Source organism: Blattabacterium cuenoti (genome assembly GCF_014252035.1).
In the GTDB taxonomy this organism is placed as follows: Bacteria; Bacteroidota; Bacteroidia; order Flavobacteriales; family Blattabacteriaceae; genus Blattabacterium; species Blattabacterium cuenoti_Z.
On record NZ_CP059207.1, the window covers coordinates 183891 to 201063 of the forward strand.

The window sequence follows — 17173 nt, forward strand, 5'->3', positions numbered from 1 at the left end:
TGATTATTTTTATTGATTAGACCAAGAACGAGTTGTTTTTATAGCTCTTTTCCATCCTTGAATCATTTCTAAACGACTAGGCATTCCTTTTGGTTCAAAAACTTTTTCTAATTTCCATTTATCTTGAATATCTTCTAAACTAGTCCAGTAGTTGACTGCTAATCCAGCTAAATAAGCAGCTCCAGCTGCTGTTAATTCAGATATTTTTGATTTTACAACTTTAACATTTAATATTTCAGATTGAAATTGCATCAACAACTTATTTACAGTAGCTCCACCATCTACACGAAGTTCTTTTATAGAAATTCCAGAATCTGCTTCCATAGCTTTTAATACATCCATATTTTGAAAAGCAATACTTTCTAATGCAGCACGTACAAAATGTGCGGAAGAAGTTCCTCTTGTTATTCCCACGATTGTTCCTCTAGCCTTTTGATCCCAATAAGGAGCTCCTAAACCGGAAAATGCTGGAACCATATATAAACCTTCTGTATTTTCTACTGATGAAGCTAGAATTTCAGCTTCATTGGAAGATAAAATAAGACCTAATCCATCTCTCATCCATTGTACCACTGCTCCTGCAATAAAAACACTTCCTTCTAGAGCATATTGAACTTTATTTTTAATTTTCCAAGCAATTGTGGTTATTAAATTATTTTGAGAAAATACGGGTGTTTCACCAACATTCATTAACATAAAACATCCTGTTCCATAAGTATTTTTTACCATACCTATCTTAGTACACATTTGACCAAAAAGAGCCGCCTGTTGATCTCCAGCAATACCAGATATCGGAATTTTATGTGATAAAATATGACCTGTTGTATAACCAAATATTTCACTTGATGATTTTACTTCCGGAAGCATTTTTTTTGGAATATCAAATAAATCAATTAATTCTTGATCCCAAGTTAATGTATGAATATTAAAAAGCATAGTACGAGAAGCATTAGTTACATCTGTTACATGAATTTCTTTACCTGTTAAATTCCATATTAACCAAGAATCTATAGTACCAAAAGCTAAATGTCCGGAATAAGCCTTTTTTTTTGCTCCCGGAACATTATCTAATATCCACTTAATTTTCGTAGCAGAAAAATAAGGATCTATAATTAATCCAGTTTTTTTTCTAATCATTTCAGTTAAACCTTCTTTTTTTATTTTATTGCAATATTTAGATGTTCTTCTATCTTGCCATACTATTGCATTAAAAACTGGTTCTCCTGTTTTTTTATCCCATACTACAGTAGTCTCTCTTTGATTCGTAATTCCTATTGATTCAATATTTTCTCCTTCTAAATTTGCTTTTAAAATAGCCTCTAAGGCAACTGAAGCTTGCGTAGACCATATTTCTTCTGCATTATGTTCTACCCATCCAGGGTAAGGATAAATTTGTGTAAATTCTCTTTGAGCTACGGATATAATATTTCCACTTCTATCAAAAATAATAGCTCTAGAACTAGTAGTTCCTTGATCTAAGGATAGTACATACTTTTTCATATGGATAGATATTACGACATTTTATCAAATCTAAATTTGTTGTGGATAATAATATTGCATAGCTAACTTTTTGAAAGCAGTTATTTGTGATTTTTCCCATTTTTTATCTTTAGAAAGTTCCTGAGCCATTAATTTTGCTACTTTAGGTGCTATTTCTATTGCTTTTTTAGCATTTAAAAATAAAAAACGAAATCTTCTTGCTAAAACATCTTCAATAGTTCTAGCCATTTCATTACGAACCATCCATACTACTTCAGCTTTTGTTGAATAATAACAACAGTTATTAGTGTTGGTGGATATTAATGGTTCTCCTAAAATAGGATTTTCTTCTATTAATTTTCTAATATGATATTCATCTTCTCCATATTTTTTCCATCTAATATCTTTATTTTCATATGAAGAAGAAGATCCATAAATTTTAAGATTTTTTGTTATAGAAGGAATATTTTTAAATCTCCCTATTTCAATAGCTTTGTTGATTGTTTCTTCTGCCATTTTTCTATATGTTGTCCATTTTCCACCTATAATGCTAATTAGACCAGAACGACTAATCATAAGTTTATGGGATCTAGAAATATCTTTAGTGTCAGTTTTTGAAGATGAATTTTTAGGTAAAACAAGAGGCCTTAATCCAGAAAAAGCGCTCATTATATCGCTTTTTTTCAAATCAAAAATAAAATATTTATTAAAGTTTTGTAAAATAAAATCAATCTCTTCTTCCAATGGTTTTGGTTCAAGTACACTCTTTTCTAAATAAGAATCTGTTGTGCCAACCAAAACATGATCATACCATGGTACACAAAACAGAACTCTTCCATCGGAAGTTTTTGGAATGACTATAGCATCTGAACTACTAAAAAATGATTTTTTTAATACAATATGTGTTCCTTGACTTGGTTTTATCAATGTAGTCCAATTAGATTCGTCCATTTTAGAAATAACATCAGAAAAAACCCCTGTAGCATTAATAACTATTTTTGAAAAAATTTTATATTTTTTATTAGTTTCAAGATCACAAGCAACAACTCCAGATATTTTATTTTTTTCTTTTTTTATTAAATTTATTACTTGAAAATAATTTAATAGAACCCCTCCATTTTTAACACAACTTTGTGCTAAATTAATGGCTAAACGTGCATCATCAAATTGTCCATCATAATATAAAATACCACCTTTTAATTTATCTATTTTCATTTCTGGAAAGTTACGAATAGTTTCATTTTTCGACAAAAATCTAGATTTTCCGAAACTGAATGATCCAGATAACCATTCATAAAATTTCAATCCACTCCAATAAAAAAAACCCATACTCCAACTAAAAATTGGAATGACAAATTTTTGTTTTTTAACTAAATGAGGTGCATTTTTTAGTAAAAATCCTCTTTCTTGTAAAGCCTCATAAACTAACTTTATATTTCCCTGTGCTAAATATCGTATCCCTCCATGAACTAACTTAGTGCTTCTGCTAGAAGTTCCCTTAGAAAAATCAGATTGTTCTAAAAGTAAAGTTTTGTATCCCCTAGAAGCAGAATCGAGAGCTATTCCTAAACCTGTAGCTCCTCCCCCAATGATGATGATGTCCCAAACATTTTCTTCATTTTCTAAAATGTTCAAAAATCTATCTCTATTTAAAAAACCTTTCATCATGTTTCAATCATATAAAATTCCAAATGGGCCATTATTCATCCTAATTGGAATTTTTAAAATATCAAACCAACAAAATTAAAAATATTTTTAATAAAAGAAAATTTTAATTTAATTAATAAATATTTTTAATTTTGCATCATTTTTGATAAAAAATCTTTTATCATTTCCCTTCCAGAATTTGCATTAATTTTTTTCATTATTTTATTCATATTATAAAATTTTTTTAAAAAAATATCTATCTCATTTAATGATATACCACTTCCTTTAGATATTCTTTTTTTTCTATTAATATCACTCAAAATTTTGGGATTCCTTCTTTCATAAGGAGTCATTGATAAAATAATTGTTTCTATTTCTTGAAAAGAATCTTCTTTATCATTTAAAATACCGAAAAATTTTTCCGTACCAGGAATCATAGAAATGATATTCTTGATACTTCCTATTTTTTTTACTTTTTTAAGTTGTTCTAATAAATCTTCAAAATTAAAACGATTTTTTGATATTTTATTATAAATGTTCTTTGTTCTTTTTTCATCAAATTGCTCTTGTACTTTTTCAACCAAAGAGACTACATCCCCCATCCCCAAAATACGGTTAGCGATTCTGTCTGGATGAAATACTTCTATATCTTCTATTCTTTCTCCATTGCTAATAAATTTAATAGGTTTACCTATTAAACTCGACATAGTGATAGCTACCCCTCCCCTACTATCTCCATCTAATTTTGTCATTACAACTCCATCAAAATTCAGTATTTTTGAAAAAATTTTTGCAATATTTATTGCATCTTGCCCAATCATTGAATCAACAACAAATAAAGTTTCATCTGGTTTAGAATATTCATATATATTTTTGATTTCATTCATCATATATTTATCAATCGCTAATCTACCAGCTGTATCTATAATTACTACATTTCTATTTTTTTTAGCAGCATACAATATAGATTGATCTAATATATCTTTAACATTAGATATCTCCTTAGAAAAAAAAATAGGAACACTAGCTTTTTGCGCAAGTACTTCCAGTTGATCTATAGCTGCTGGTCGATGAATATCTGCGGCTACTAATAATGGATAATAATTTTTTTTCTTTAAAAATAGAGCTAATTTAGCAGAAAAAGTGGTTTTTCCACTTCCTTGTAATCCACAAATTAATATAATAGAAGGATTTTTAGAAATATTTATTTCTTTACTTTTACTTCCCATTAATAATACCAATTCATCATATACTATTTTGACTATCAATTGTCTTGGATTTAAAGAAGTAATTACTTGTTGACCGATAGCTTTCTCTTTAACTCTTTGAATAAAATTCTTAACAATTTTATAATTAACATCCGCATCAATGAAAGCTCTACCTATTTCCTTCAAAGAATTTGCAATATTAATTTCCGTTAATTTATTATTTCCCTTAATAATATGAAGGGATTCATCAATTTTTTTTTGTAAACGTTTAAACATATTTTAAAATTTTTTACATACGATCTAGCATTTCTATTCCTAGTAAATTCATTCCAGATTTCAAAATATTTCCCGTAACATGAATAATATTCATAGAGATATTACTACTAACTATATTTATAGGATCTATTAATTTCTTTTTTTGGTATAAATGATTAAATGTTTTAGCTGTTTCATAAATATAATTTGCTATCAAAGATGGATTTAAATGATTTGCTGATTTTTTTAAAACCAATGGATATTGATAAAGTATCTTGATCATATTTTTTTCATATATATCAAATTTTACATTTGACCATGAATAATTTACTAACAAAAAAAGTTCAAAAAATTTCTTTTCTAAAGAACGAATTCTTGAGTAAGTATATTGAATATAAGTACCTGTATTTCCTTTAAAATCTATAGATTTTTCTGGTGAAAAAACGATCTTTTTTTTAGGATCTATTTTAAGTAAAAAATATTTTAATGCTCCTAAACCTATTATTTCAGAAGATTTTTTTTTTTCTTCTTTAGAATACTTATTAGGAAAATTTTCTATTGCAATAGAAAACATTTTTGAAATGATATCATCTGCATTGACTACTTTTCCACCTCTGGATCTCATAATACCACTAGGTAAATACACCATTTCATAAGATAAATGAGATAATTTATTTACCCACGGATATCCTAAACGCTTTAATATAATAAAAAGAACTTTAAAATGATAATCTTGTTCTCTCCCTACAATATAAATTAATTTATCCATATTGTATTTCTTAAAACGTTCTACTGCTGTACCGATATCTTGAGTAATATATACAGAAGTTTCATCGGATCGCAATAAAATTTTTTCATCAAATCCTTCATTAACTAAATCAATATAAATAGATCCATCTTTTTTCTGAAAAAAAATTCCTTTTTTTAAACCTTCTATAACTATTTTTTTTCCAATTTGATAAACATCACTTTCATATTCTACCTTATCAAAAAATATTCCTAACTTTTTATAAGTTTCATTAAATCCATTATAAACCCATCTATTCATTGTTTTCCAAACATTTCTAGTTTTGTAGTCCCCTTCTTCCCATTTTTTTAAAAGTATTTTTGCTTGATTCAAAATTGGTGTTATAATTTGAATTTTATCATTATGCTTTGTTTTTTTTTCTATTATTTCTTTATGATAAATTTTATCAAATAAATTATAATACCTTCCAACAAAATGATCTCCTTTTTCTTTCTCACTATCAGGAGTTTTTCCATTACCAAATTTTAACCATGCTATCATAGATTTACATATATGTATTCCTCGATCATTAATTATTTGAATTTTTATTATTTTATGTCCAAATAAATTTAATATTTTTGATAAAGAATTACCAATAAGGCTATTTCTCATATGCCCTAAATGAAGTGGCTTATTAGCATTGGGAGATGAAAATTCTATAATTATTTTTTGATAATATTTTTTTTTTGATTCATCATGAAAAAAATTTGTAATTAGCATTTTTCTAATAAGAAAAATATAATAATTATCTTCAAATATAAAATTTAGAAACCCCCCTACAATTGAAAATATAACTAATCCTTTTAATTTATTTTGTACATAACTTCCTATATCATAACCTATATCTTGCAATGATTTTTTTATTTTCTTAGATAAAGAAAATAAAACTAAAGTTAAATCTCCTCTACTATGATGTTTTTTTTTAGTGTATTGAAAATTCAATTCCGGGCAAATATCTAGTTTATATAGAATGTAAATCGATTTTTTTATTACTTTTTCTATAGATTGATCATCATTCATATAATAATTATTTATTATATATGGACCCTCCATCCAAAAGGATCATTGGATAAATTATGCTGTACATCTAACAATATCTTTTTTAAACGAAGGGATAATCGTTTATTATCTGGAATATTTGGTAACATAAAATTGGTATTTCTATAATTAATAACTTCAAAATAATTTATAACAGCTGCAGTTCCACACCCAAAAGCTTCTTTTAATTCTCCATTAGTTAACCCTCTGATAACTTCTGAAACACTAAAATCTCTTTCTTCTACATCAATATTTTCATTTTCCGCTAAAGTAATAATACTTTTACAAGTAATTCCATTTAAAATATTATCATTAGCCTTTGGTGTTATGAGTTTATCCTTTAATAAAAAGAAAACATTCATAGTTCCAGATTCTTCTATCATGGTATGGGTAGAAGAATCTGTCCATAAAATTTGATCAAATCCTTTTTCATTTGCTAACTTAGTTGGATAAAAGGAAGAAGCATAATTCCCAGCAGCTTTAGTAAAACCAACACCTCCTGATGCAGAACGGCTATATTTTTCTTCTATTTTTACTTTAAGAGGATATTTATAATAAGAATCTGCAGGAGTAGATATAATCATAAACATATATTCTTTGGAAGGTTTTGCAGATAAAACACCATTTGTTGCTATTAAAAATGGACGTATATACAAAGATTTTCCATAATATTTCGGAACCCAATTTCTATCTATATCTATCAATTTTTTTAGTCCATTCATAAAAATTTTTTCTGGAATAGTTGGCATTTCTAAACGTATAGCAGATCTATTAATTCTTTTAAAATTTTCTTCTGGACGAAACAAAAAAACTTCACTATTTTTATCTTTGTAAGCTTTCATTCCTTCAAAAACAGCTTGTCCATAATGAAAAACAGGAGATACAGGTGATAACTTTATTTTTCCAAAAGGTTCAATAATGGAATTTTTCCATTTTCCATTCGAAAATTCACAACGAAACATATGATCTGAATAATGCGTTCCGAAAGGAATTCGATTAAAATCGACTTCATTAATTCTTGAAGACATAGCTATCTCTACTTTCATAACTTTCAAAGAAAATTAATAAAAACAAATATATATAATAACTATTATTTTGTAATAATATTATTTATTCATAAATCATTTCCAATACTTTTTCCACAATATCTTCTACAGATGGCTTAGAAAAATAATCTCCATCAGAACCATAAGGTGGACGATGTTCTTTAGCTGTAATTGTAACAGGAGGAAGATCTAAATAGTAGTAACCTTTTTGTTCTTCTAATATTTTCTGCAAAATATAAGCCGATGCTCCTCCTGGAACATCTTCATCTATAATTAATAATCTATTTGTTTTTTGTAAACTTTTTACGATATTTTTATGTAAATCAAAAGGCAATAAAGATTGAATATCAATAATTTCAGAATCTATATTATTAATTTTATATAATTCTTCCGCGGCTTCATTTACAATTCTCCATGTAGAACCATATGTAACCATAGTTATATCCTTACCTTTTCTTGTAATGTCTACTATTCCAATAGGTGTTCTAAAAAAACCTAAATTATATGGTAACTTTTCCTTTACTCTATATCCATTTAAACATTCCACTACAAGAGCAGGGTCATCTCCTGATAGTAAAGTATTATAAAAACCAGCTGCTTTTACCATATTTCTAGGAACAAGAACTAAAATGCCTCTTAAATAATTTAAAATACCTCCCATAGGAGAACCAGAATGCCATATACCTTCTAGTCTATGTCCTCTTGTTCTAATAATAACAGGAGATTTTTGGCCACCTTTTGTTCTATACTGTAAACAAGCTAAATCGTCACTCATAATTTGTAAAGCATATAATATATAGTCTATATATTGAATTTCAACTATAGGTCTAAGCCCTCGCATAGCAAGACCTATTCCTTGTCCTAGTATAGTAGACTCTCGTATTCCAGTATCAAATATACGAGTTTCACCATATTTTTTTTGAAGACCTTCTAATCCTTGATTTACATCTCCTATTTTTCCAACATCTTCTCCAAAAATCAAAAGATCAGGATATAATTCTAATAATTTATCAAAATTTTCTCTCAATAGTATCCTACCATCAACTTCAACAAAATTTTTTTTATAAATTGGAAAAACTTCTGTAATATTTATTGAAGATTTATTAGAAGCGCTATATAAATGTGATGAATAATTTTCTTGTTCTTTTGAATATTTTTTATGAATCCATTTTTTCAAAAAATTCTTCTCTGGAAAAGATTCTACTTCATAAATAAGATATAAAAATCTTCTTGCAATACAAAATATTGATTTTTTTGTGTTCTTTTTAGAATCGTTCTGCAATTCTTGCATATATTTTTTTACATATTTTTGTATCCATTTTTTATCCGTATAATAAGAAGCATTATAAAATTTTTCTAAAATATTTAATATCTCATTTTTAATTTCATGAATAGGCTTTTGAAATTCTGACCACGCTTTTTCTTGTTCATTTTTTACATAATTTTTTGCTTCAAAATCTATCTTATCTAATAAACCAACATTTGCTATTTTTTTTAATGAACCTTTATTTGTCTCGAACTGAAATCTTAAAATCCAATCCCTAAATTTTTTGATTCCATCATGATCGATTTCCCATTGTAATCTTTCTTTTGATTTATATCGTTCATGCGAAGATGATGTAGAATGTCCTTGCGGTTGAGTTAAATATCTTACATGTATAATAACTGGGACATATTCATAACGCGCTATTTTATCTGCTTCTATATATTTATTCGTTAAATCCATATAATCATATCCATTTACTTGAATGATTTCTATACCTTTTTCTTTTTTATTTCTTTTAAATCCAGATAAAAGATCACTTATTTTTTTCTTTGAAAATTGATATTTATTGGGAACAGATATCCCATATTCATCATCCCAAATAGAAAGTATCATAGGAATTTGTAATACAGAAGCGGCATTCAATGTTTCCCAAAATATACCTTCAGATATACTAGCGTTCCCAATAGTGCCAAAAGCTACCTCATTTCCATTACAAGAAAATATTTTATGAGATTTCCTTAAATTCTTTAATTTTTTATATATTTTAGAAGCTTGAGCCAAGCCTAATAATCTTGGCATTTGAGCTGCTGTAGAAGAAATATCAGCGATAGAATTTTTTTCTTTTATAAGACTTTTCCAGTTTCCATATTTATTTAAAAGTCTAGTTCCAAAATGAGCCGTCATCATTCTTCCAGATGAAATAGGTTCATATTCTAAATCTGAATGAGCATATAATTGAGAAAAAAAATTTTTAACAGTTAAACATCCAATAGCCATCATGAAAGTTTGATCTCTATAATATCCAGATCTAAAATCTCCATTTTTAAATACTTTTGCCATCGCTAATTGTGGAATTTCTTTTCCATCCCCAAAAATTCCAAATTTCGCTTTTCCATTTAATACTTCTTTTCTTCCTAAAATACTCGTTTCTCTACTTATCCTAGCCAATTTATAATCATCAAGAACCATTTTTTGAAAAGATTCAAAAGAATTATCATCATCATTGATATTATTATATCTATTATTCATTTATTTTATTTATATTATTTGAGTGAAAATATAGTAATTTTTATTTATGAATTTCTTTATTTAATTTTAGATTTTCTTCATTAATTATCATAATTATTATGTATGGAAAAATTACTTTTTCTATTATCAAACCAGATGCAGTAAAAAATAACTATGTTGTTCCTATTTTATCAAAAATTATTGATGAAGGATTTCATATAATAGGAATAAAAATGAAAAAAATATCTGAAATAGAAGCTAAAAAATTTTATGTAGAACATGAGAAAGAAATTTTTTTTAATTCTTTAGTTGAATTTATGTCTTCTGGACCTGTAGTCTTAATTGTATTAGAAAAGAAAAATGCTGTGAATGATTTTAGAATGTTAATAGGAGATAAAAATCCAATAAAAGCAAAAAATGGTACTATAAGAAATTTATATGCTACTTCATTAGAAAAAAATGCAATACACGGATCGGATAGTAATGAAAAAGCAATTAGAGAATATCAGTTTTATTTTTCTCATAGAGAAATTTTTTACAGTAAATTAGTTGACAATAATTTGAATATTTCAAAATGAAAAAAAATTTTCTAATTACTCTATTTTCTATTTTTATATTTTTATTTTCAATAGGAATGTGGAGTATAAATACATATAACGAATTAATTAAACTAAATGAAAATATAAAAACACAATGGGGACAAGTAGAAAATGTTTATCAACGTAGATCAGAATTGATTCCAAACTTAGTTAATACTGTAAAGGGTTCTGCGAATTTTGAAAAAAATACATTAAATCAAGTTATAGAATCTAGATCTAGAGCAACTTCCATTAGTGTAAATCCAAATGATTTAAATCAAACTCAAATCAACAGGTTTCAAAAAGTACAGGATGGGTTAAATAATTCCATAAATAGGTTATTATTAGTAGTGGAAAATTATCCAGAATTAAAGTCTACACAAAACTTTTCGGAATTACAAAATCAATTGGAAGGAACAGAAAATCGTATTAATGTAGAAAGAATTCGTTTTAATGAAAAAGTGAACAATTTTAATATTTATAGAAACCAATTTCCAAGAATTATTATTGCAAATTTTTTTTCTAAATTTAAAGAAAAAGGATATTTTCAATCTCAAATTGGATCAGAAAAATCTCCGTCTGTAGATTTTTCTACTAACTAAATCTAACAAATATTTCTCAAAAATATATGAGAAAATTTATGAATTTATTATTCATATTAGTTGTAATGTTTTTATATAATACGGAATCAACTAAAGGACAATTTAGTATACCAAAAATACCTAAAAAAATAAATCCTATTCAGGATTATGTAGGAATTTTATCAAGTGAAGAAGTAGAAAAATTAAATCAAAAATTAATTTCTTATTCTAAAAAAACATCTACAGAAATTTTAGTTACAATTATACAAGATCTTCATGGAGAAGATCCAAATTTTCTAGCTATGAAATGGGGAGAAAAATGGAAAATAGGAAAATTACAAAAAAATAACGGAATCATTATATTATTATCTATCAATGATAAAAAAATATCTATCCAAAATGGATATGGAATAGAACCATATTTAACAGATTTATCAACTACAAAAATTATAAATAAAGTAAAACCATTACTAAAAAATAATTTTTATTATCAAGCTATAGATTCCAGTACTCAAGAAATATTTAAAATTTTACAAGGAAAATTTCAAAAAGAAAGACAAAAAAAAACTATCCAATATAGGAATTATTTTAGCTACATTTTATTATTATTCATTATATATTATATTCTTTTTTTCAAAAAATTAGGAAATTTTTCTTTATTAAAAACATTATTTTTCATAGATTTTATATTTCCTACATTAAATGAAAATTTAAAGGATGATGAAAATAAAGACGATTTTGACAATGGATTCGGAGGAGGAGGTAATTTTGGTGGAGGAGGAAGTAGTGAAAATTGGTAATTTTTATTTCATTTTATCTTTCATAGACTTCAAATTTTCATTTAAATGATATATTTTTTCTAATGTATCACTTTCTTTTTTCCTTTCTTTCAAAAGAATATCATGAGGTACAAATTTCACATATTTATCATTGGATAAATTCCTTCTAATCATAGATAATAAATTATAAAAATATTTTATTTTTTTTTCTAAATGAAAAATTTCATCATGTAAAATGTAATTTTTATTGACCGACAAAAAAAATTTGTCCTTTCCTATGGAAAATGGAATAAATGAAGTATTAACAGGTTCTTTTAATACAGTAACTATTTTAGTTAAATTTGCTAATTTTAATATAATTGGATCATATATTTTGGAATGTCTTTTGATCATAATATATAATGATAGAGATTCCTTATAAGGAATGTTTCTCATATTCCTTATATGACGTATTTTGGATATCACTTTAGTAGTATTTTCAAAACAAAATAAAACATTTTTATCAAAAATCTTTCTTTTAGGCCAAGAAGAAATGATTAAAGCTTCCTCTTTTTTTCTTTTTCTAATAATATTCCAAATCTCTTCCGAAATAAAAGGCATGTACGGATGTAATAATTTCAATATATTTTCTAACCAAAAAATTGTATTTGAATAAACTATTTTTGATATATTTTTATTTTTTGGTTTTATAATTTCCAAAAAATGGGAACAAAAATCATACCATATAAATTTATATAATATCATCAATGATTCATCAAATTTATATTCTTTAAAAGAATTATTGAAAGAATCTAAAATAAAATAAAAACGATTTTTAATCCACAACATAGCAATTTTTTCTGATTCAGAAATATTTTTATTTTCTATTTCAATATTCCAACTTTTAATTAAACGAAATGCATTCCATATTTTATTAGAAAAATTGCTACCCTGTAAACACATTTTGTCATCAAAATGAAAATCTTTTCCTGCACTAGTTTTTAACATAATCCCCATACGAATAGCATCTGCTCCATATTTTTCAATTAAATCTATTATATTTGGAGAATTATTTAATGATTTTGATATTTTATTATTTTTATTATCTCTTACAATTCCAGTGAAATAAACTCTTTTAAATGGCTTATTTTTTTTGAAAAAAAAACCTGATATAATCATACGAGAAATCCAAAAGAATAATATATCAGAACCTGTTACCATATCTTCTGTTGGATAATAGTAGCATATTTCATTATTTTTAGGATTACATATTCCATCAAATATAGATACCGGTAATAACCAAGAAGAAAACCAAGTATCTAAAACATCTTTATCTTGCCATATATATTTTATATGTGAATTTCCAGTTTTTACTTTTGCTTTTATCAAAGCTGTTTTCATATTTTCCGCAACTACAAAATCACTATCACCATTTCCATAATAATATGCAGGAATACGATGCCCCCACCATAATTGTCTAGATATATTCCAATCTTTTATATGGTCCATCCATTGAAAATAATTTATCTTGAATTTACTTGGATAAAATTTAATTTCTTCATTTTTGATAGATTTTATGGCAGGAATAGATAATTCTTTCATTTTTAAAAACCATTGTAGAGATAATTTTTGTTCTACAATAGAAGATGTCCTTTCTGAAAAACCAATTTTTTGTTTCAATTTTTCAGAATTAACAATAAAACCAAGTTTTCTTAAATCTTCAACAATTTTTTTTCTTGCATTAAAACGATCCATTCCTTGATATGAAAGTGGACATTTTTCATTGAGAGTAGCATCATCATTAAAGATATTAATAACATTCAACCGATGTTTATCAGCAATATTTTTATCATTAAAATCATGGGCCGGAGTTACTTTTAAACAACCTGTTCCAAAATTCATATCTACATATGAATCCTGTATAATAGGAATATTTCTATTAGTCATCGGTATTTGTGCATATTTTCCTATTAAACTAAAATAACGTATATCATTTGGATGAATACAAATAGCTGTATCTCCAAACATGGTTTCAGGACGAGTTGTTGCTATAGTAACATAAATATTTTCTTCATTTTGTATTTTATATCTTATATAATAAAGTATACCTATTTGTTCTTTATAAATTACCTCCTCATTGGAAAGAGTTGTTTTCGCTTTTGGATCCCAATTGACAATATGATTACCTCTATATACATATCCTTTATCATATAAATTAACAAAAGCTTTTATCACAGATTTTGATAATTTTTCGCTCATAGTAAACTGAGTACGACTCCAATCACATGAACATCCCAATCTTTTGAGTTGATAAAATATAATATCCTGGTGTTTTTTTGTCCATTCTAAAATAAAAGACAAAAATTTCTCTCTTCCCAATAGTTCCTTAGATAGTCCTTTTTTTTTCAATAAAGAAATAACCTTAGCTTCTGTTGCAATGGAAGCATGATCTGTTCCAGGTATCCAACAAGAATTATATCCATTCATTCTAGCATATCTAATCAATACATCTTGAATAGTATTATTTAGTATATGTCCTATATGAAGGATTCCAGTTACATTAGGAGGCGGCATTATTATAGTATAAGGAACTCTTTTATCTGGATAAGATGAAAAGTAATGACCCTTTATCCAATTATCATATATTTTTTTTTCTATTAATCTAGGATTATATTTAATTGAAATACCCATATTATAACTATAAAATTATAAAAAAAATTGAAATAATAATGATAATTATTATTATCGCATCCGTATCAAAAAATGGATTCATCGGAAAAAATAATAAATTAATGTGGCATTTACCCAATGATTTAAAACGTTTCAAGACGTTAACTATTGGAGAAACGATAGTAATGGGTAGAAAAACTTTTAATTCCATTGGAAAAATATTACCAAATAGAGAAAATATTATTTTAACGAAAAATGCTAATTTTTTTAAAAAAAAAGTGAAAACTATCTCATCCATAAAAGAAATGAGTTTTTTTACATATGAAAAAATATTTATTATTGGTGGTGAAGAAGTATATAAATCTACAATTAATAAAGCAGATATCATAGAATTAACATTAGTACACCAAAGATTTTATGGAGATGCAAAATTTCCAATAATAGACAAAAAAAAATGGAGAAAAATACATGAATTTTTTTATAATAAAGATGAAAATCATTTATATGATTATAGTTTTATAAGATTTGAAAAAAAATAATCATTCTCTTCTATCTAACTCTTTTTTAATTTTCGCAGCCAATTCATAATACTCGTTCACAACTGCCTGATTTAATAAAACATTTAAATCTCTATCTGTCATTTTTTCCAAATCTTGTTGACTTTTTTCATTAAAAAAAATAAAAGTGTTATGATCATCTATCAATTCATAATTTTCATTTATATTATTATTATCATCAATAGTAAAACCATTTTCAAAGGAAATACCTCCCTTATCAAATATTTCTTTCGTTGCATATATAGGAGACTGGAATCTAACGGCTAATGCAATAGCATCAGAAGTTTTTGATTCTATTTTACATTCTTTTTTTTTATTTTCTTTTTTCTTTTTGTTTAATTCATCATTATTATTGTTACTTGATATTGATTCAAATAGGATATAAGAAAAAAATATTCCATTTATTAATTTATAAATAACAACAGCATTTAATTTTATATTAAATGCTTGTAATAATGTAAAAAATAAATCATGAGTAAAATATCTATATGTATTTTTTTTTCCAATAGCATAAGCAATAGATTGTGCCTGAATACTTTCTATTATTATGGGAAGTTTCACCCTTCCAGTTTCCTCTTCAAGTAACAAAACGTATATACCAGATTGTATTTGACTTAAGGATATTCCCCTTATAGCTAATCTTATAAAATGATTCATCATAGGAAAATATGATATTTTCTAATAATAATTTATACTAAATATTTTCCAGTCAGGTATTTTTAAGTATTCTAAGTATTTATTATAGCATAATAATATATACAAAATTATTTATGTAAAAAATTTTTATATATAAGTTTAAACTTGGTTCGTTATGAATGAACACCTTTTTCATAAAATTTTTATAATAATATTACTGAAAAATAATAATATTCGCATGTTTTTATTTATTATTCACTATTGTTATTAAAATAATAATACATTATTGGAAAAATAATATCAAAAAAGCAAGTAGTTTTTAACTGCAACAGATAATGAATTATTCATTATTTCCTGATCATACAAAAATAATTCCAACTACTAATAAACTATTTTTTTATACCTAGTTTTTTTTCTCTATATTTTCTGAATTTTATTTATACACCACATTCATATGAAAATGAAAGAAAGAACTTTTCGTCAAGTTATCACAGATGCTATGAGTGAAGAAATGAGAAGGGATCATTCTGTTTATCTCATGGGAGAAGAAGTAGCTGAATACAATGGAGCTTATAAAGCATCTAAAGGAATGTTAGAAGAATTTGGTTCAAAAAGAGTTATAGATACACCTATATCAGAGCTAGGATTTTCTGGAATAGGGATAGGTTCTGCAATGAATGGATGCCGACCTATAATTGAGTTCATGACTTTTAATTTTTCTTTAGTAGCTATGGATCAAATTATTAATAATGCAGCAAAAATACGTTATATGAGTGGAGGACAATGGGATATTCCTATTGTTTTTAGAGGACCTACTGGATCAGCTGGGCAATTAGGTGCTACTCATTCTCAATCATTTGAAAGTTGGTATGCGAGTTGTCCTGGATTAAAAGTAGTTATTCCATGCAACCCTTATGATGCTAAAGGTCTATTAAAATCATCAATTAGAGATAATAATCCAGTAATTTTTATGGAGTCTGAACAAATGTACGGGGATAAAATGATGATTCCAGAAAAAGAATATACTATTCCCATAGGAACAGCTGATATAAAAAAAAAAGGAACTGACGTCAGTTTGGTATCTTTTGGAAAGATTATGAAAATAGCTATGAAAATAGCAAAAAAACTAGATAAAGAAAATATAAGTATAGAAGTGATAGATATTCGAACTATTCGTCCATTAGATTATAATTCTATACTAAACTCTGTAAAAAAAACTAATCGACTAGTTATTTTAGAAGAATCATGGCCGTTTTCCTCTATTGGATCTGAAATTTCATATTTTATACAAAAAAAAGCATTCGATTATTTAGATGCTCCTATAAATAAAATAACTTTATTAGATACACCTGCTCCTTATGCTCCTAATTTAATTGAAATTTGGTATCCTAAAGAAAAAAAAATAATAAAATCTATAAAAGAAACTCTTTATATCTAAT

The 17173-nt window shown here is 25.8% G+C and carries 13 protein-coding genes; 5 read left to right on the top strand and 8 right to left on the bottom strand.

Going from position 1 to position 17173, the window contains the following annotated elements; all coding sequences use genetic code 11:
• Positions 1-9 precede the first annotated feature (9 nt).
• From glpK to H0H49_RS00890, 6 genes are all read right to left on the bottom strand, one after another.
• Positions 10-1500, bottom strand: a complete 1491-nt coding sequence (glpK, locus tag H0H49_RS00865) for a glycerol kinase GlpK (protein ID WP_202983781.1) — start codon at positions 1498-1500, stop codon at positions 10-12.
• A gap of 30 nt (positions 1501-1530) precedes the next feature.
• Entirely contained in the window at positions 1531-3147 is a 1617-nt protein-coding gene (locus H0H49_RS00870; protein ID WP_185864612.1) for a glycerol-3-phosphate dehydrogenase/oxidase, read from the bottom strand.
• 125 nt (positions 3148-3272) lie between these two features.
• Positions 3273-4610 carry a signal recognition particle protein gene (gene ffh, locus H0H49_RS00875; protein ID WP_185864613.1) on the bottom strand — a complete coding sequence of 446 codons (1338 nt, stop codon included), beginning with the start codon at positions 4608-4610 and terminating at the stop codon, positions 3273-3275.
• Positions 4611-4623: 13 nt separating this feature from the next.
• Positions 4624-6396, bottom strand: coding sequence for an arginine--tRNA ligase (argS, locus tag H0H49_RS00880; RefSeq protein WP_185864614.1), 1773 nt, complete (start codon positions 6394-6396; stop codon positions 4624-4626).
• A 14-nt stretch (positions 6397-6410) separates the two neighbouring features.
• Complete coding sequence (locus tag H0H49_RS00885; RefSeq protein WP_185864615.1) at positions 6411-7460, bottom strand: branched-chain amino acid aminotransferase; 1050 nt, start codon at positions 7458-7460, stop codon at positions 6411-6413.
• Positions 7461-7524: 64 nt separating this feature from the next.
• A complete protein-coding gene (locus H0H49_RS00890) occupies positions 7525-9975 on the bottom strand; it encodes an alpha-ketoacid dehydrogenase subunit alpha/beta (protein ID WP_185864616.1) in 2451 nt (816 codons plus the stop codon).
• A gap of 98 nt (positions 9976-10073) precedes the next feature.
• Here H0H49_RS00890 and ndk point away from each other — a divergent pair, with 98 nt between their 5' ends.
• Genes ndk through H0H49_RS00905 form a run of 3 tightly spaced genes read left to right on the top strand, consistent with a single transcriptional unit; the run spans position 10074 to position 11913 of the window.
• Positions 10074-10532 carry a nucleoside-diphosphate kinase gene (gene ndk, locus H0H49_RS00895; RefSeq protein WP_185864617.1) on the top strand — a complete coding sequence of 153 codons (459 nt, stop codon included), beginning with the start codon at positions 10074-10076 and terminating at the stop codon, positions 10530-10532.
• On the top strand, positions 10529-11134 hold the full coding sequence (locus tag H0H49_RS00900) for a LemA family protein (protein WP_185864618.1): 606 nt from the start codon (positions 10529-10531) through the stop codon (positions 11132-11134). Before ndk ends, H0H49_RS00900 begins: the two co-directional genes overlap by 4 nt.
• Positions 11135-11172: 38 nt before the next feature.
• A complete protein-coding gene (locus H0H49_RS00905; RefSeq protein ID WP_238784956.1) occupies positions 11173-11913 on the top strand; it encodes a TPM domain-containing protein in 741 nt (246 codons plus the stop codon).
• 3 nt (positions 11914-11916) lie between these two features.
• Here H0H49_RS00905 and H0H49_RS00910 read toward each other — a convergent pair whose 3' ends face one another.
• Positions 11917-14562, bottom strand: coding sequence for a valine--tRNA ligase (locus H0H49_RS00910; RefSeq protein WP_185864620.1), 2646 nt, complete (start codon positions 14560-14562; stop codon positions 11917-11919).
• 38 nt (positions 14563-14600) lie between these two features.
• Here H0H49_RS00910 and H0H49_RS00915 point away from each other — a divergent pair, with 38 nt between their 5' ends.
• A complete protein-coding gene (locus tag H0H49_RS00915; protein ID WP_185864621.1) occupies positions 14601-15080 on the top strand; it encodes a dihydrofolate reductase in 480 nt (159 codons plus the stop codon).
• Here H0H49_RS00915 and H0H49_RS00920 read toward each other — a convergent pair whose 3' ends face one another.
• Positions 15081-15758 (bottom strand): bifunctional nuclease family protein, encoded by a 678-nt coding sequence (locus H0H49_RS00920; protein WP_317168705.1) that lies wholly within the window; start codon positions 15756-15758, stop codon positions 15081-15083.
• 436 nt (positions 15759-16194) lie between these two features.
• On the opposite strand from H0H49_RS00920, the gene H0H49_RS00925 reads away from it, so the two are divergent.
• A complete protein-coding gene (locus H0H49_RS00925) occupies positions 16195-17172 on the top strand; it encodes a pyruvate dehydrogenase complex E1 component subunit beta (protein WP_185864737.1) in 978 nt (325 codons plus the stop codon).
• Position 17173: the final 1 nt, after the last annotated feature.